At 40.1% G+C, this 16,203-nt stretch carries 16 protein-coding genes and 1 other RNA gene; 6 read left to right on the top strand and 11 right to left on the bottom strand.

Going from position 1 to position 16,203, the window contains the following annotated elements:
* Nucleotides 1-35 precede the first annotated feature (35 nt).
* The 8 genes from surE to grpE form a co-directional block, all read right to left on the bottom strand.
* Complete coding sequence (gene surE / locus FH976_RS04920) at nucleotides 36-773, bottom strand: 5'/3'-nucleotidase SurE (protein ID WP_194089795.1); 738 nt, start codon at nucleotides 771-773, stop codon at nucleotides 36-38.
* Between the two features lie 26 nt (nucleotides 774-799).
* Nucleotides 800-1,849 (bottom strand): tRNA pseudouridine(13) synthase TruD, encoded by a 1,050-nt coding sequence (gene truD, locus FH976_RS04925; protein ID WP_194089796.1) that lies wholly within the window; start codon nucleotides 1,847-1,849, stop codon nucleotides 800-802.
* A 35-nt stretch (nucleotides 1,850-1,884) separates the two neighbouring features.
* On the bottom strand, nucleotides 1,885-2,370 hold the full coding sequence (ispF, locus tag FH976_RS04930) for a 2-C-methyl-D-erythritol 2,4-cyclodiphosphate synthase (RefSeq protein WP_194089797.1): 486 nt from the start codon (nucleotides 2,368-2,370) through the stop codon (nucleotides 1,885-1,887).
* Nucleotides 2,367-3,188, bottom strand: coding sequence for a 2-C-methyl-D-erythritol 4-phosphate cytidylyltransferase (ispD, locus tag FH976_RS04935; protein ID WP_194089798.1), 822 nt, complete (start codon nucleotides 3,186-3,188; stop codon nucleotides 2,367-2,369). Before ispD ends, ispF begins: the two co-directional genes overlap by 4 nt.
* Nucleotides 3,189-3,200: 12 nt before the next feature.
* Entirely contained in the window at nucleotides 3,201-3,512 is a 312-nt protein-coding gene (gene ftsB, locus FH976_RS04940) for a cell division protein FtsB (protein WP_194089799.1), read from the bottom strand.
* 153 nt (nucleotides 3,513-3,665) lie between these two features.
* Nucleotides 3,666-4,814 (bottom strand): molecular chaperone DnaJ, encoded by a 1,149-nt coding sequence (gene dnaJ, locus FH976_RS04945; RefSeq protein WP_194089800.1) that lies wholly within the window; start codon nucleotides 4,812-4,814, stop codon nucleotides 3,666-3,668.
* A 322-nt stretch (nucleotides 4,815-5,136) separates the two neighbouring features.
* Nucleotides 5,137-7,044, bottom strand: a complete 1,908-nt coding sequence (gene dnaK, locus FH976_RS04950) for a molecular chaperone DnaK (RefSeq protein ID WP_194089801.1) — start codon at nucleotides 7,042-7,044, stop codon at nucleotides 5,137-5,139.
* 193 nt (nucleotides 7,045-7,237) lie between these two features.
* A complete protein-coding gene (grpE, locus tag FH976_RS04955) occupies nucleotides 7,238-7,852 on the bottom strand; it encodes a nucleotide exchange factor GrpE (protein ID WP_194089802.1) in 615 nt (204 codons plus the stop codon).
* Between the two features lie 153 nt (nucleotides 7,853-8,005).
* Between grpE and nadK the strand changes: the two genes are divergently transcribed.
* Nucleotides 8,006-8,890, top strand: coding sequence for an NAD(+) kinase (gene nadK, locus FH976_RS04960; RefSeq protein ID WP_194089803.1), 885 nt, complete (start codon nucleotides 8,006-8,008; stop codon nucleotides 8,888-8,890).
* Between the two features lie 129 nt (nucleotides 8,891-9,019).
* Here the strand turns inward: nadK and recN are convergent, their stop codons facing one another.
* On the bottom strand, nucleotides 9,020-10,684 hold the full coding sequence (gene recN / locus FH976_RS04965) for a DNA repair protein RecN (RefSeq protein ID WP_194089804.1): 1,665 nt from the start codon (nucleotides 10,682-10,684) through the stop codon (nucleotides 9,020-9,022).
* Between the two features lie 304 nt (nucleotides 10,685-10,988).
* Between recN and bamE the strand changes: the two genes are divergently transcribed.
* Nucleotides 10,989-11,354 (top strand): outer membrane protein assembly factor BamE, encoded by a 366-nt coding sequence (gene bamE / locus FH976_RS04970; protein ID WP_194089805.1) that lies wholly within the window; start codon nucleotides 10,989-10,991, stop codon nucleotides 11,352-11,354.
* A 102-nt stretch (nucleotides 11,355-11,456) separates the two neighbouring features.
* Here the strand turns inward: bamE and FH976_RS04975 are convergent, their stop codons facing one another.
* Both FH976_RS04975 and FH976_RS04980 read right to left on the bottom strand, forming a co-directional pair.
* On the bottom strand, nucleotides 11,457-11,765 hold the full coding sequence (locus FH976_RS04975) for an RnfH family protein (RefSeq protein ID WP_194089806.1): 309 nt from the start codon (nucleotides 11,763-11,765) through the stop codon (nucleotides 11,457-11,459).
* A 31-nt stretch (nucleotides 11,766-11,796) separates the two neighbouring features.
* Nucleotides 11,797-12,234, bottom strand: a complete 438-nt coding sequence (locus FH976_RS04980) for an SRPBCC family protein (protein ID WP_194089807.1) — start codon at nucleotides 12,232-12,234, stop codon at nucleotides 11,797-11,799.
* A 114-nt stretch (nucleotides 12,235-12,348) separates the two neighbouring features.
* Here FH976_RS04980 and smpB point away from each other — a divergent pair, with 114 nt between their 5' ends.
* The 4 genes from smpB (at nucleotide 12,349) to ahpF (ending at nucleotide 16,118) form a co-directional block, all read left to right on the top strand.
* Nucleotides 12,349-12,834, top strand: a complete 486-nt coding sequence (smpB, locus tag FH976_RS04985) for an SsrA-binding protein SmpB (RefSeq protein WP_194089808.1) — start codon at nucleotides 12,349-12,351, stop codon at nucleotides 12,832-12,834.
* A gap of 170 nt (nucleotides 12,835-13,004) precedes the next feature.
* Nucleotides 13,005-13,371: a transfer-messenger RNA gene (gene ssrA, locus FH976_RS04990) on the top strand.
* Nucleotides 13,372-13,806: 435 nt separating this feature from the next.
* A complete protein-coding gene (gene ahpC / locus FH976_RS04995) occupies nucleotides 13,807-14,364 on the top strand; it encodes an alkyl hydroperoxide reductase subunit C (protein WP_194089809.1) in 558 nt (185 codons plus the stop codon).
* 185 nt (nucleotides 14,365-14,549) lie between these two features.
* A complete protein-coding gene (gene ahpF / locus FH976_RS05000; protein WP_194089810.1) occupies nucleotides 14,550-16,118 on the top strand; it encodes an alkyl hydroperoxide reductase subunit F in 1,569 nt (522 codons plus the stop codon).
* Nucleotides 16,119-16,203 lie beyond the last annotated feature (85 nt).

Below are 16,203 nucleotides of genomic sequence, written 5' to 3' on the forward strand. Positions count from 1 at the left end.
ATTAGGTTATAAAATACTCATTTCAATCAAGCAGGCTACTTCAACCAGTCCTTCATATTATTGATGGCCTTGTGTGCGGTAAGATCGACTCTCAATGGTGTGATAGACACTTCACCTTTCTCTATCGCATAGAAATCGGTTCCTTCTCCGCAATCTGCCTCTTTACCGGGAGGCCCAAGCCAATAGACTTCTTGACCACGGGGATCCAACTGTTTAATCATATCTTCAGCGTGATGGCGAGCACCAAGACGAGTAATTCGAGTACCTGATAGCTCTTCTAATGCAAGATTAGGCACATTAACGTTAATCAACTGCTGATCAGGAATAGGTTGCTGGATATGCTGTAGTACTAAATCTTTAGCTATTTGGGCTGCGGTGTCAAAATGTGTATTGCCCACCAAAGAAATTGCAATGGCTTGCACACCTAGAAAATGCCCTTCCATTGCTGCCGCTACCGTCCCAGAATACAACACATCATCGCCAAGGTTGGCCCCATGATTAATACCCGATACCAATAAGTCTGGCAGATCATCTTTCATTAATTCATTTAAAGCAAAATGCACACAATCCGTTGGCGTTCCTTGCACTGAATATACATTAGGGCGAATTTGATTAACGCGTAATGGGTTTTCTAAGGTTAATGAATTAGAAGCTCCTGAACGATTTCTATCCGGTGCAACAATAATCACCTCACCAATATCAGATAACTGTTTTGCCAGCGCATTGATACCTTGAGCATGAACGCCATCATCGTTACTAAGCAATATTTTCATTTTAAATCCTTTACCTTGTAGCCAATTTAATCGTAAGTTCGCTCAAATGCGATTTCGTTGATAAGCTCGCGTAAGATAGACGTAGCAAAGCAACCAGCGGGCAAACCGAATGACAGCGTGACGGTCTGAGCTTCTGTTGACCAAACTAGGTTTTGTGCATACAAAGCGACGGGACGGCGATCATGACGCATGCGATTGCCACAGATCAATTTCATAAGATCTGGCTCTGCATCTAAAAATGGTTGTTCTAATTGCTGGGCATCATTGCGAGTTGGTAGTGCATTGTCGCCCGCTAATGGTGCGGACAATTGCAGCGTTTCATTTTCAAGCTGCACTTGTAATTCAGCAAGATTAGTTTCATCAACCACGCGATGATCGCCTTGAGAATTGATCACAATATCGCCATTAAGCAATTGTGAGAATAGTTGAGTTTCAATCCGGTGAGAAACCACTTGATTAAAAATCCAAGAGCGTGCTGTTGAAAGATAAAGGCTACGTTTATTTTGATTTCGGGTGCGTACATTCTCACGTCCCCATCGACGTGCTTCATCTAAATTATTCCCGTCTTGACCAAAGCGTTGAGCGCCATAGTAATTAGGCACGCCTGATAATTTTATTTTTTCAAGTCGCTGACAGACATCATCAATATTCGATACCTCAGTTAAGCAGATCACAAATTGATTACCAATCAAATCACCTGGGCGCAATTTTTTATGATGATAAGCCGTCTCTAAAATTTGTATGGTGGGATGTTCCGCTTCAAATTGGGCAATATTAAAATCGTCTTTTTTACCACCTTGTACACTTAACCATTGTTCCGTTATCGCATGGCGATCTTTTAATCCGGCCCAACCAACATGGCTAGACGGAACTCCACAAGCTTTGGCTAACTCATTGGCGACATAACTGGTATTTTCACCTTGCTTGCGAATTTTCACCATTAAGTGTTCGCCGTTGCCAGAAAAATCAAACCCTAAATCTTCCATAACTTGAAAATCACATGCTTGAGCTTTGACTTTAGCATCGGCTATGGGTTTACTTAATTGATAAGCCAATGAGGCTAAAATGTCTGTCATAATATTCTTAGTCGTATTATATGGATGGATGTGTATTACTTAGATTCAGAGCGATGAATCAAAACCACGGCTTCACAAGCAATGCCTTCTTTTCGCCCTGTAAAGCCAAGTTTTTCAGTTGTCGTCGCTTTAACATTAATATTATCGATATTCGTTTCTAAATCCGCCGCAATAGCGGCTCGCATCGATTCAATATAGGGCAACATTTTAGGCGCTTGGGCGATAATCGTGACATCGGCATTGCCAATTACGTAACCTTTTTGCTTCACAAAACAATAAACCTCTCGTAATAAATCTCGGCTATTGGCCCCTTTCCACTTATCATCGGTATCAGGGAAATGCTTACCAATATCACCCGCTGCAATGGCACCTAATAAGGCATCCGTAAGTGCATGCAATGCAACATCACCATCAGAATGTGCAATTAAACCTTGTTCATAAGGCACCGCTACACCACCAATAATCACAGGGCCATCACCGCCAAATTTATGCACATCAAAACCATGTCCAATACGTATCATAAAAAGCCCTTATTATTGCCACTTGGATCTATTGATTTTTCTAAATCCAAATCATTCATTTGCTTATATAAGAAAAATTCAGCTAAAGCCAAATCCTCAGGTTGTGTTACTTTTATGTTATCAGCACGGCCTGTTACTAATAATGGAGATTGACCAATAGCCTCCATTGCGGATGCTTCATCTGTTAGTGTAATACCATTTAGCAAACCGTAAGACAGAGCCTGTTTAAGCTCATGAAGAGGAAACATCTGCGGTGTTAATGCATGCCATAACTGATTTCGGTCTACGGTCGTATTAATACGAACTTCGTGACTAAAGTCATCAATATTAGCTTGTGCTTTCTTCATGGTATCGCGAACAGGCGATGCTAAAATCCCACCGCATACGCTCGAAACTTTCGATAATGCAGGGCAACATGCTGCAACTAATTGACTGATGTCGTGATGAGTAACACAAGGACGAGCTGCGTCATGTACAAGCACCCAAGGGTATTTTGTTGCGTAGTGCAAGCTTAGATACTCCAAGCCAGACAGCACCGAGTCAACTCTCTCTTTACCGCCACTCACTCGTATAACATCTTGTCGACTAGCTAGAGATAAAGCTGGGAAATATTCGTCATCATCACTGATGGCGACAATGACTAAATCAATAAGAGGATGAGATAATAAACGTTCAATCGTATGCTCTAATATTGTTTTTCCGTGCAACATTAAATACTGCTTAGGATGATTAGCTAGCATACGTTTACCCACACCTGCGGCGGGAACAACAGCAGCAAAACAACGATCTTGCATATGATGAGATAATGAAGAGGTCATAAATAAACTCGATTAACCATCATCAGAATTGAAGGTGGAATTATCATCAGTATCATCCCCCATAATTCGATAAAAAGTTTCGCCATTTTTAATCAAACCAAGCTCATGCCTCGCTCTTTCTTCAATTGCATCAAGTCCTTGACGCAAATCATCAATTTCAGCAAACATCAAATCATTACGCTTTTTTAAACTAACGTTAACTTGTTCTTGAACAACAATATCCGAGTGAACAGCGTTATAATCTGCCACCCCATTTTTTCCAAAAAACAGGTCATATTGAAGTAAGCCTAATAAGGCTATTAAAACTAAAGTAAATATTCGCATTACTTACTCACAAAAAATGTCTTCGATCTGAGCGCAATCATACCTTATTCGTCTTATTAAGGCATTAACCACGGTAAGACTAAATGTACCGTCCCCAAAAAAGCAAAAAGCCTTCCCAGTGGAAGGCTTTACATTCTATTTGTTAAACTGAAGTTAACCAGTTAAATCATCAAAGAATTTTTTCACACCATTAAAAAAACCTTCCGATTTTGGCTTATGCTTTTGACCCGCATCGCCACCAAAGGATTCTTCTAAATCACGTAGTAAGTCTTTTTGATGAGAACTTAGTTTTACTGGCGTTTCGACTACAAGCTTACAGATCAAATCACCGACTGCACCACCGCGTACCGACTTAACACCTTTTCCACGCATACGGAACATACGTCCAGTTTGCATTTCAGCAGGTACTTTCAGTTTAAAGCGACCATTTAATGTTGGTACTTCGACTTCACCACCTAACGCTGCAAGTGTAAAACTTACTGGTACTTCGCAATGTAAATTACTGCCATCACGATCAAAAATATGATGCTGACGTAGATGCACTTCAACATATAAATCACCAGCAGGAGCACCACGTTCTCCCGCTTCACCTTCGCCAGTTAAGCGAATGCGGTCACCGGTATCAACACCAGCGGGAATTTTAACATTAAGCGTTTTATTTTTTTGTTTACGGCCTTCACCATGACAAGAACCACAAGGATCTTTAATGATCTTACCTTTACCATGACAAGTAGGACAAGCTTGTTGTACGGCAAAGAAACCTTGGCGCATCTGTACTTGGCCATGACCATGACAAGTTCCACAAGTTTGAGACGTCGAACCGGCCTTTGCTCCACTACCATCGCACACTTCGCATTCTGCTAATGTTGGAATACGTATTTCTTTTTCACAACCACGCACTGCATCTTCTAAAGATAATTCCATATTGTAACGAAGATCAGAGCCGCGTTGCGCACGTTGACCACCGCCACGACGGCCTCCGCCACCGAAAATATCGCCGAAAACATCGCCGAACATATCTTCAAAACCACCGCCGCCGCCGCCACTAAAGCCGCCAGCTCCACCGCCCATGCCACCTTGTTCAAAGGCTGCATGACCATATTGGTCGTAGGCTTGTCTTTTCTGTGCGTCAGTTAAAATTTCATGCGCTTCTTTTACTTCTTTAAATTTTTCAACAGCATCCGCTTCCTGATTTCTATCAGGATGGAACTTCATTGCTAGACGTTTATACGCCTTTTTAATATCACGTTCAGCCGCATCACGACTAACGCCTAGTACTTCATAAAGATCACGTTTTGACATGCTTGATTCACCAATTTTTCTTAAAGCTAATGACACAGGTAAGCATTAGCGATGTATTTATCTGTCTAGATAAAAACCGACTGTAGCTGATCGCTTTTTTTACTCAAAGCATCGAGCTAGGTTTGACTTTTATCAAGAGAGACAAATTAACATTATCCATACTATAAAAAACTCAATATATAGAAGCTCTAAGCTTCCTATTTATTGTTTAGTATTTTATCGAAAAACGCGGGCGAGAGAGAAACCTCTAACGCCCGCAGTTTATTCTGATATCAGTAAGCGATTAATTGCTCACTTTACAGACTCGACTTAATCCTACGGATTATTTTTTGTCTTCGTCTTTTACTTCTTCAAATTCAGCATCCACTACGTCGTCTTCAGGTTTTGAACTACCTTCGCCGCCTTGTGAAGCTTGAGCTTGCTGTTGAGCCATTTCCATTAGTTTTTGCGCAGCAGCCGCTAACGCTTGAACTTTTTCATCGATAGCCGCTTTATCGTCACCAGATTTAACGCGCTCTAGCTCGCCAATCGCTTTTTCGATATTCGCTTTATCTTCATCAGGAAGTGCATCACCCGCTTCTGTCATTTGTTTACGAGTACCATGGATCATTTGATCCGCCTGGTTACGCGTAGTGACTAACTCTTCGAATTTTTTGTCTTCTTCTTTATTAGCTTCAGCTTCTTGAACCATTTTTTCGATTTCTTCGTCACTCAAACCACCATTCGCTTGAATCGTGATTTTTTGCTCTTTACCTGTCGCTTTATCTTTTGCAGATACGTTCAAGATACCATCTGCATCCAAATCGAATGTTACTTCGATTTGAGGCATACCGCGTGGCGCAGCATTAATGCCTTCTAGGTTAAATTGACCTAGAGATTTATTGTAAGAAGCTTGTTTACGCTCACCTTGTAATACGTGAATGGTCACTGCGCTCTGATTGTCTTCTGCTGTTGAGAACACTTGATTTGCCTTAGTAGGAATCGTCGTGTTTTTCTCAATCAGCTTAGTCATTACACCACCCATCGTTTCGATACCGAAAGATAGAGGAGTAACATCAAGTAAAAGCACATCTTTTACATCACCAGAAAGAACACCAGCTTGAACCGCTGCGCCTACCGCGACTGCTTCATCAGGGTTTACATCTTTACGTGGTTCTTTACCAAAGAATTCCGTTACCTTCTTCTGAACTAGTGGCATACGTGTTTGACCACCCACTAGAATAACGTCAGTGATATCACTTACGCTTAAATCAGCATCAGCAAGCGCCACTTTAAGTGGTTCAAGAGAACGTTGTACCAAGTCTTCAACTAAAGATTCTAATTTAGAACGTGTTACTTTAACGTTCATATGCTTAGGACCTGTTGCATCTGCTGTTACATATGGAAGGTTTACGTCGGTTTGTTGAGCTGAAGATAATTCAATCTTCGCTTTTTCTGCCGCTTCTTTCACACGTTGCATTGCTAGAGGATCTTTTTTCAGATCAATGCCTTGCTCGTTTTTGAATTCAGATACTAAGTAGTTGATTAGACGTGTATCAAAATCTTCACCACCTAAGTGTGTATCACCATTGGTAGAAAGAACTTCGAATGTTTTCTCACCTTCAACTTCATCAATTTCGATGATAGAGATATCAAACGTACCACCACCAAGGTCATAAACAGCGATAGTGCGATCGCCACCTTTTTTATCAAGACCGTAAGCAAGTGCAGCAGCAGTTGGTTCGTTGATAATACGCTTAACTTCAAGGCCTGCGATACGACCAGCATCTTTTGTAGCTTGACGTTGCGCATCGTTAAAGTAAGCAGGAACCGTAATAACAGCAGCTGTTACTTCTTCACCAAGAAAATCTTCAGCGGTTTTTTTCATTTTTTTCAAGATTTCAGCTGATACTTGAGGAGCAGCCATTTTTTGGCCTTTCGCTTCAACCCATGCATCGCCATTGTCTGCCTTGATAATTTTATAAGGCATAATTTCGATATCACGCTGAACTTCTTCGTCTTCAAAGCGACGACCGATCAAACGCTTGATAGCAAATAATGTATTTTCAGGGTTAGTGACCGCTTGACGTTTTGCAGGCTGACCTACTAATGTTTCGCCATCTGTATAAGCCACTACCGATGCAGTTGTGCGTTCGCCTTCTGCATTTTCAATTACGCGTGGTTTGTCGCCGTCTAATACTGCAACACATGAGTTAGTTGTACCTAAATCAATACCAATGATTCTACCCATTAGAACATTCTCCAAAAAATTCAGTTAATCAGTTTTGCTGTACCCAGCTTTTTTATATCAAATAAGATGGGGGCTCAGATTTGGATTTCAACCCTATCTGTCAATTTGTTCTAGCGGCTATCTATCGATAAACACGCTTTTATACACCATAAATAAGGGCTACAAATTTCATTTCAAGGGACAAAATGAAATATTATTTTGCAACCATCACCATCGCAGGACGGATCACTCGACCATTCAATTGATAACCTTTTTGCATCACGATCATCACGGTATTCGATTCATGCTCAGCACTTTCTTGCATCCCAATAGCTTGGTGCAATTCAGGATTGAAAGCTTCACCTTCAGGATTGATAACTTCTAGGCCAAATTTAGAGACCGTATCAACGAATGATTTGTGTGTCATTTCGACACCTTCAATAATCGATTTAACCACTTCATCTTCAGAATCAGAAGCTTGAAGTGCACGTTCTAAATTATCGATGACCGGTAGCAGCTCTTCAGCAAATTTATTCAGTGCGTATTTACGAGCTTTATCAATTTCTTGTTCACTACGACGACGCATATTTTCTACTTCAGCTTTTGCTCGTAGAACAGAATCTTGTTGCTCTTTAACTTGAGCTTGGCTCGCAATTAGCGCAGCTTCTAATTCTGCAACCAATGAACCTTCAGTTTCTCCACTTTCATTCCACTCAATATCACCATCATCACCAATCGTTTCGATGGTTTCATTTTCAAGTGCTTCTTCTGCTTGTACTTCTTCCGCTTTTAGCTCTTCTTCATGCGGGTTATTGTGTTTATCTGTCATGATATCTCCAAGAAATTAATCAAGACCATACGCTTGCTCCACTTAAATAGGCACAAAATACTCGCATAGTCGTTACACTTGCCTTTATTATGGGGACGAAGATTTTTGATTCAAGCGTAAAATACGAATCCTTAATGAAAGAGCAGAGATATTATGCAAAAGCCGTTTAACGTAATCGCTATTATTGGTAAACCTCGTAACCATAAAGCTGTGCAAACTCATAAAGAATTATTTTTTTGGTTAATTGACCAAGGTTACCAAGTTCTGGTTGATGATCGTTTGATCGATATATTGGAAGAGCTACCAAAATCTATATTTACAAGCTTATTACAAATTGGTGAGCAGGCAGATCTCGCCATCGTGGTTGGCGGTGATGGTAATATGCTGGGTGCGGCTCGCATACTTTCTCGTTTTGATATCTCAGTCATCGGCGTAAACCGGGGGAATTTAGGTTTTCTAACGGACCTGAATCCTGAAGATTTTCACGATTCGTTATTAAGCGTATTGAAAGGACATTATTTAGGTGAAGATCGTTTCTTATTAGAAGCAGAGGTTCATCGACACGGTCAAATAAAAAGCCACAATTCTGCCTTAAATGAAGTGGTGCTTCATCCGGGTAAAGTGGCTCACATGATTGAGTTTGAGGTGTATATCGATGATCGCTTTGCTTTTTCTCAGCGTTCAGATGGGTTAATTGTTGCAACCCCAACCGGATCAACTGCTTATTCACTTTCCGGTGGAGGCCCTATCTTATCACCAAGTTTAAATGCAATCTCTTTGGTACCGATGTTTCCACATACCCTATCAAGCCGACCTTTGGTGGTTGATGGTAATCGCAAAATAAAATTAGTGGTTTCTCCCGACAATAGAGGAACGCAAGAGGTCAGTTGTGATGGGCAAATATCTTTACCAGTATCGCCTGGTGATGAGATTCATATTTTTCAAAGCCCAAGTATTTTGAATCTGATTCACCCTGAAGACTACAGTTACTACCATGTACTGCGTAAAAAATTAGGCTGGTCGAGTAAACTATTTTAAAGGCAAGAGTCAGAGGTGTAAAAGGCCACCCTTCTTTCTAGAACAGAGAAATTGGGATCTTATATATTTTTAACTAGAAAGAGTTAATACCAAGATCCCAACTTTAATATCTGTATTTTTAATTGTTAGCTACGCTGCGACTAACAGCTCTTTAGCATTAGCTCGAGTTGAATCTGTAATTTGACTACCACCAAGTAAACGGGCCAGTTCATCCACACGCTGGTTATTATCGAGAAGGTTCATTCTAGTTTCCGTTTTACCAGCCTTCGCCTGTTTGGACACAAATAGTTGTTGATGACCACACCCTGCTACTTGCGGTAAATGGGTTACACACAAAACTTGAGTCGATTCCCCTAACTTACGCAGCATTTTGCCAACCACACTCGCGGTTGGGCCACTGATCCCCACATCAACTTCATCAAAAATAAGACTTGGTGTTTGTACTTTTTGCGCCGTGATGACTTGAATTGCCAGTGATATACGAGAAAGCTCGCCACCAGATGCTACTTTTGCCAAAGCTTGTAATGGTTGACCTGGGTTTGCTGAAACTAAGAAGCTGATACTATCAATACCAAGTGGCGTTGCATGTTTGACTTCGCTACTTATATCAATGCAGAACTGTGCTTGCGCCATGCTGAGTTCATGCATACTTTGAGTGATAAGCTTGTTCAATTCCTTAGCATAACGCCGACGGCTCTTGCTGAGTTTTTCTGCTGACTGAATAAATGCTTGATACTTTTCTTCTACATCACGCTCAAGCTGTTCGAATCTCTCATCTGAACAATCTAATGCGTCAATCTGTTCTTTAATTTTTTGATGATGCTGATACAACTCATCTGCCGATACGCTGTGCTTCTTGGCAGTACTCATCACCTTACTAAAACGATCTTCCACTTCAGCAATTCGGGTCGGATCCACATCAATATCATCCGCATAAGAACGCAGCTCTAAATTGATTTCATCTAATTGAATGATAGCTTCTGATAGCATGCTTGGCAGATGCGATAACTTAGGATCTAGATCCACTAATTCGTTCAAAGCATGACTAACAGAATTAAGTAGACCTAACGCATTTGCATCATCACCATCATAAAGATCGTTAATCGCTTGCTGACACGTCAGGGCGATTTGACCACTGCTGGATAACAATTTATGTTCTTGTTCAAGCTCTACAAATTCATCCTCGCCTAAGGCAAGTTCATCCAATTCTTTAACTTGATATTCGAGTAATTGCTTTTGAGCCAAATTATCTTGGCTACTCACCCGTAACGTTTTTAATTGATTTTGTTTCTGCCGCCAATCGGAGTACGTTTTTTTAGTCGCCTCAATTAATCCTTGATGACCAGCATATTGATCGAGCAAAGTCAGCTGGTATTCAGGTTTCATTAACTGATGATGAGCATGTTGACCATGAATATTAACCAACGTTTGCCCTAACGATTTAAGCAATGAAAGAGGGACAGGGTTACCATTGATAAACGCACGTGAGCGCCCCTCTTTAGTGATAATCCGGCGTATAATACACTCACCACTATCAAGTAACTCATTATCTTCTAGCCAACGTGTTGCGCGAACATTATTATCTAGAATAAACGATGCGCTAATATCAGTTTTTTCTTCTCCAGGTCTGACCACATTACTATCAGAACGCCCACCGAGGCACAGCCCTAGTGCATCGATAGCAATAGATTTACCCGCACCCGTTTCACCGGTAATCGTTGTCATTCCTTTGAAAAGCTCTAGCTGCAAAGACTTAACAATCGCAAAATTATTAACACTTAAATGAGAGAGCATAAATCCACCTTTAAAAACCAAATTATTCACTGTATGTAAAAACAGTATATACTGGCTTTTTATACAGTAAAGTTTTTTATTGGTTATTTAATGACTCTGCCTTTTCACATTTACTCAAAGTGTTCACATCAGGCAATAGAAGGCACTATACCTATACTATCTTTTTCTATTTTTATTAATTTTCTGCAACCAAACTCAAAAATTATGGTCTTATTTCCATCTTTCGAACAGAGAGCTTTTACTTCTGGGCTGCGCTTGTTTATCATCAGGGCAGTTTTTATCCCTCAACTCAAAGAAAGCCACTATGCATTTTAAAAAGTGGATAATGATTATCCCTTTATTTCTGACTCTTTTACTGTCTGGTTGCAGCGTTTTAGAACGCTTTGTTTACCGAATAGATATAGCCCAAGGTAACTACGTTGAACAACCCGACGTTGATAAAATTCGTATTGGCATGACCAAAGAACAAGTTCGTTTCGTTTTAGGTTCACCTATGCTGGTTCAAAATGGTTACCCTGATACTTGGTACTACATTTATAACTTTACTCATGGTCATGACGATACAGTACAAAAGAACCTTGAAATAACGTTTGATGAAATGTCACAAAAGCTAACCGAAGCTTCGGGTGACTTTGATCTCAGCCCTGATTTCAATACTCCATTGCAATAATAGATCTCACTATCTATTGATGTAAAAAAGTCCCCATATCAGATATGAACTGATATAGGGACTTTTTCATATTATTCATAAACTTTTCAATTGCTTATCATTTCATTTTTTCTGTTCTGCACGCTTACGTCGAATCTCTTTCGGATCAGCAAGTAATGGTCGATAAATTTCAATCCTATCTTTATCCCGCACATTCGCATCCAATTTAATATTGCGGCTAAATACACCGACTTTATTATTCTTAAGGTCGATCTCAGGATATAACTCTAATACACCAGATTGTTCAATAATCTCCTGTACAGACATATCACTAGATACCGCTAACTCGAAGACTTTTTGCTCATGAGGTAAAGCATATACAACTTCCACACGAATTAATGATTGATTCAAATTTTTCTCAGTCACTGACATCACTCTTTGTTTATTGATTACTCATGAATACTTAAGGGTTAACATAAATTTGTTTTGCCCTTTGAGTGAACGATTTCACCATATTACTTGTTAATTCGTTAAATATTTTACCAAAAGCCATTTCAATTAATTTATTAGAAAACTCAAACTCTAATTGAAACTCAATCTTACAGGCAAAATCATCTAAAGGAATAAAACGCCAACTTCCTGATAAACTTTTAAAAGGACCATCCACTAACTGTAATTTAATTAAGCGGTCAGGGATCATGAGGTTAGAGGTAGTAAACGTCTTTTTGATACCGGCTTTAGAAACATCAACTGATGCCACCATCGCAGTTTGACTTGATTCAATTAATTTAGAACCTGAGCACCCTGGTAAAAACTCTGGATACCTCTCTACATCATTAACCAAAGTAAACATTTGTTCAGCACTAAACGAAACTAAAGCTGAACGATTAATTAAAGGCATAAAACTTCCTAATATGACTCAGCGAACATATTCTTAAAAATAAACATAAATATTAACAAGAAAGCGTAGAAAAGGATTCGCGAAAATTAACGCAATCCGTATAATGACGCCATTATGGCAAAGAAAAAATCAAAATCCAAAGCCGGTAGTAATACTATCGCACTCAACAAGCAAGCTCGGCACGAATATTTCGTTGATGATGAAATTGAAGTTGGCTTAGAGCTGCAAGGTTGGGAAGTTAAATCTTTACGTCAAGGTAAAGCCAATATCGCAGAAAGCTACGTTTTTCTTCGCGATGGCGAGGCATTCCTAAGTGGCGCATCAATCATACCACTGAATCAAGCCTCTACGCATATTGTCGCCAACCCAACTCGGGTTCGTAAGCTTTTACTCAATCGTCGTGAATTAGATAATCTATTTGGACGAGTAAATCGCGAAGGCATGACTCTAATTGCCCTATCGCTTTATTGGTCTCAGTCTTGGGTGAAAATGAAAATTGGCGTTGCGAAGGGTAAGAAATTACACGACAAGCGTGATGATCAAAAAAATCAAGATTGGCAGCGCGATAAAGCTCGCATCATGAAAAGCAGCTTACGATAGATTATCTAACAATAAAGACTAAAAGTGTCTTATTGTTAACCACTTAATCGCTAGTCACTAGACTCTGAAAGGTTTTATGTTACTATGCGCGTTAAGTTGATATATACAGCGTTAATAACGTTGGTTTGATATTTTGATGAGTAGTTCAAAATAATTCAAACAGAAAACTTGGGGCTGATTTAGGATTCGACGGGAATTTTGAAGTCTTAGGTGCATGTCGTGGGGCGGTTTGCCACGTAAAAAGCCGCAAAAAAATAGTCGCAAACGACGAAAACTACGCACTAGCAGCTTAATACCCTGCTGAGAGCCTTTCTGCCCTAGCTTCCGTTTGTAAGACGGGGAACAACAGAGAGTCAAACCCAAACGAACTCGTGTGGCGTCTCCAGCCTGAGAGACAAAGCATTAAAAATAATTCAGGATAGCCATCAGCTAGCGTGTCGGTTCGCAGGTCGGTGGTGAAATTAAAGATCGACTAAACATGTAGTACCAACGGTGAATGATTTTCGGACGCGGGTTCAAATCCCGCCAGCTCCACCAATCTAACAAAAATGCCACTAGCTCAATAAGTTAGTGGCATTTTTGTTTTTACGGGTATATTAACTATCGGTTGATATACATGAATATCTTGCATTCATTATCAACACTACCTTTATCATTTATCACATATAGCTTGAATGCGCTGGCGTCAGCTGAACCCGCGTCCTAGTTAAATTTCCATACCTTTCTAAACTCATTTTTCCCTATAGCTCATTTCAATTACATACTCACTACAGAAAAACACTTCGACTGATACCCTCCATAGATTTAACCTATCAATACAATAAGAACAATCAATTTTATAAAAAACTCCAATCATGTGAATATACTTCCCGTAAGCAAGAAACGAGGCAGAGCTGAGAATATAAAACAGGCTGTGCCAGCAGAATTTAGTAATTAGTTAAAACTTCAATCCAACATAGGAAAGTAAATATTATGATTAACACTCAAATCAAACCATTCAACGCGACAGCATTCAAAAACGGCGAGTTTATTGAGGTTTCAGAAAAAGATGTATTAGGTAAGTGGGCTGTATTTTTCTTCTACCCAGCCGATTTCACATTTGTATGTCCTACAGAGCTTGGTGATATTGCTGACCATTACGAAGAATTACAAAAGCGTGGCGTAGAAGTCTATTCAGTATCAACTGATACTCATTTCACCCACAAAGCTTGGCATGACAGCTCTGAGACTATTGGTAAAATTCAGTACTACATGCTGGGTGACCAAACTGGCAACATCACCAATAACTTCGGTGTTATGCGTGAGGGCCAAGGCCTTGCAGACCGTGCAACTTTCCTTATCGATCCAGAAGGTACTATCCAAGCAATGGAAATTACTGCTGAAGGTATTGGTCGTGATGCAGAAGATTTACTTCGTAAAGTAAAAGCGGCGCAATATGTTGCCACTCACCCAGGTGAAGTTTGTCCTGCAAAATGGAAAGAAGGCGAAGCAACACTAGCTCCATCATTAGATCTTGTTGGTAAGATTTAATCCTTAGCATTCGTTAATAACATACCAACTTAATGGAAAATGCTTATTAACTAAAATTGAGAGCTGGTCAGTTGTATTACCTCTGACGATCTATATGGCGGACTAGCTCTCCCTCTACTTCATATTCTTATTTTAAATTTCATCCAGAGTAACCACTCAAATTCAAAAGACTGAGGTGTCATCCCATGCTTGAACAAGCGATTAAACAACAATTAGAACAATATTTAACGAATGTAAAACATGATATCCAGTTAGTGGTTAGCCTAGATGAAAGTAAAGCTGCTCAGGATATTCTTTCTTTAGCCAATGAAATTGCTGATCTTAGTAAATTCATTACAGTAATTCGCGATGATGCCGCTAGCGACCGCAAACCGGTTATGACGGTAATTAACCCAGAAAAAGAAACTCAACTTCGCTTTGCGGGATTGCCTATGGGGCACGAGTTTACTTCGCTTGTGCTTGCACTGCTGCATTCTGGTGGTCATCCGCTCAAACTGGACGCTGACACTATAGAGCAAATCGCTCAATTGAATAAAAAACTTGATGTTGAAGTCTTCATTTCTCTGTCTTGCCAAAACTGTCCAGACGTTGTGCAAGCCTTTAATATGATGTCAGCTATTAATCCTAATATTCGCACCACCATGATTGATGGGGCTTTATTCCAAGATGAACTAAAACATCGCGATATCATGGCTGTACCGAGTGTTTTTGTAAATGGCGAGCTTTTTGGCCAAGGTCGTATGACGCTTAACGAAATCTTAGCCAAAGTAGATGATGGTGCATCAGAAAAAGCCGCCGCGAGCTTGAATGAAAAGGATCCATACGATGTTTTAGTCGTCGGTGGTGGACCTGGTGGTAGCGCAGCAGCATTATATGCAGCGCGTAAAGGTATTCGTACTGGTATTGTTGCTAAACGTTTCGGCGGGCAAGTGATGGATACGATGGCGATAGAAAACTTTATCTCAGTAAAGCGTACCGAAGGTCCTAAATTAGCAACCGATCTAGCTGAACACCTGAAAGAATACGATGTTGATGTAATAACCGAACAGCAAGCCGATAAGATAATGGGCAAGCCTTACACTGAAGATGGTTACATCCATATTGATCTTGAAAGTGGCGCAAATCTAAAAAGTAAAAGCATTATTTTAAGCCCTGGTGCACGCTGGCGTGAAATGAACGTTCCTGGTGAACAAGAGTATCGTAATAAAGGCGTTGCTTACTGCCCACACTGTGATGGACCATTATTTAAAGGAAAAAGAACTGCCGTTATCGGTGGTGGTAATTCCGGCATTGAAGCTGCTATTGATTTAGCTGGTCTTGTTGAGCATGTTACCGTCCTTGAATTTGCAGAGGTATTACGTGCCGATCAAGTATTGATCAATAAAGCGAACTCTCTGCCAAATATTGACATTATAACCATGGCTCAAACAACAGAAGTGATGGGTGATGGGAAGCGAGTAACCAGCCTAAAATACAAAGATCGTCATACTGATCAGATCAAAGAAATCGAACTAGCTGGTATTTTTGTTCAAATTGGACTTGTACCGAATACTGAATGGCTAAAAGATTCTGAAGTTGAGTTATCGCCTCGTGGTGAAATCATCGTCAATGATCGTGGTGAAACCAGCATGCCGGGTGTATTTGCTGCAGGAGATGCCACTACCGTTCCATACAAGCAGATCATCATTGCAATGGGTGACGGAGCAAAAGCAAGCTTGAGTGCATTTGATTATTTAATTCGACAAGATGGTTGATTTAGTCATGCTACAAGTTGAAATATAATATTTGTGTCTTATACATCAATAAAAACGAGCTCAATTTTGAGCTCGTTTTTTTAGA

Source organism: Vibrio hibernica, assembly GCF_015223435.1.
In the GTDB taxonomy this organism is placed as follows: domain Bacteria; phylum Pseudomonadota; class Gammaproteobacteria; order Enterobacterales; family Vibrionaceae; genus Vibrio; species Vibrio hibernica.

Coding starts and splice junctions, on each gene's coding strand:
- surE (WP_194089795.1), bottom strand. CDS start 773: ATGAAAATATTGCTTAGTAACGATGATGGCGTTCATGCTCAAGGTATC.
- dnaJ (WP_194089800.1), bottom strand. CDS start 4,814: ATGTCAAAACGTGATCTTTATGAAGTACTAGGCGTTAGTCGTGATGCG.
- ahpC (WP_194089809.1), top strand. CDS start 13,807: ATGATTAACACTCAAATCAAACCATTCAACGCGACAGCATTCAAAAAC.
- FH976_RS04980 (WP_194089807.1), bottom strand. CDS start 12,234: ATGCCTTTAATTAATCGTTCAGCTTTAGTTTCGTTTAGTGCTGAACAA.
- dnaK (WP_194089801.1), bottom strand. CDS start 7,044: ATGGGTAGAATCATTGGTATTGATTTAGGTACAACTAACTCATGTGTT.
- ahpF (WP_194089810.1), top strand. CDS start 14,550: ATGCTTGAACAAGCGATTAAACAACAATTAGAACAATATTTAACGAAT.
- ispD (WP_194089798.1), bottom strand. CDS start 3,188: ATGACCTCTTCATTATCTCATCATATGCAAGATCGTTGTTTTGCTGCT.
- recN (WP_194089804.1), bottom strand. CDS start 10,684: ATGCTCTCTCATTTAAGTGTTAATAATTTTGCGATTGTTAAGTCTTTG.
- grpE (WP_194089802.1), bottom strand. CDS start 7,852: ATGACAGATAAACACAATAACCCGCATGAAGAAGAGCTAAAAGCGGAA.
- smpB (WP_194089808.1), top strand. CDS start 12,349: ATGGCAAAGAAAAAATCAAAATCCAAAGCCGGTAGTAATACTATCGCA.
- nadK (WP_194089803.1), top strand. CDS start 8,006: ATGCAAAAGCCGTTTAACGTAATCGCTATTATTGGTAAACCTCGTAAC.
- ftsB (WP_194089799.1), bottom strand. CDS start 3,512: ATGCGAATATTTACTTTAGTTTTAATAGCCTTATTAGGCTTACTTCAA.
- bamE (WP_194089805.1), top strand. CDS start 10,989: ATGCATTTTAAAAAGTGGATAATGATTATCCCTTTATTTCTGACTCTT.
- truD (WP_194089796.1), bottom strand. CDS start 1,849: ATGACAGACATTTTAGCCTCATTGGCTTATCAATTAAGTAAACCCATA.
- FH976_RS04975 (WP_194089806.1), bottom strand. CDS start 11,765: ATGTCAGTGACTGAGAAAAATTTGAATCAATCATTAATTCGTGTGGAA.
- ispF (WP_194089797.1), bottom strand. CDS start 2,370: ATGATACGTATTGGACATGGTTTTGATGTGCATAAATTTGGCGGTGAT.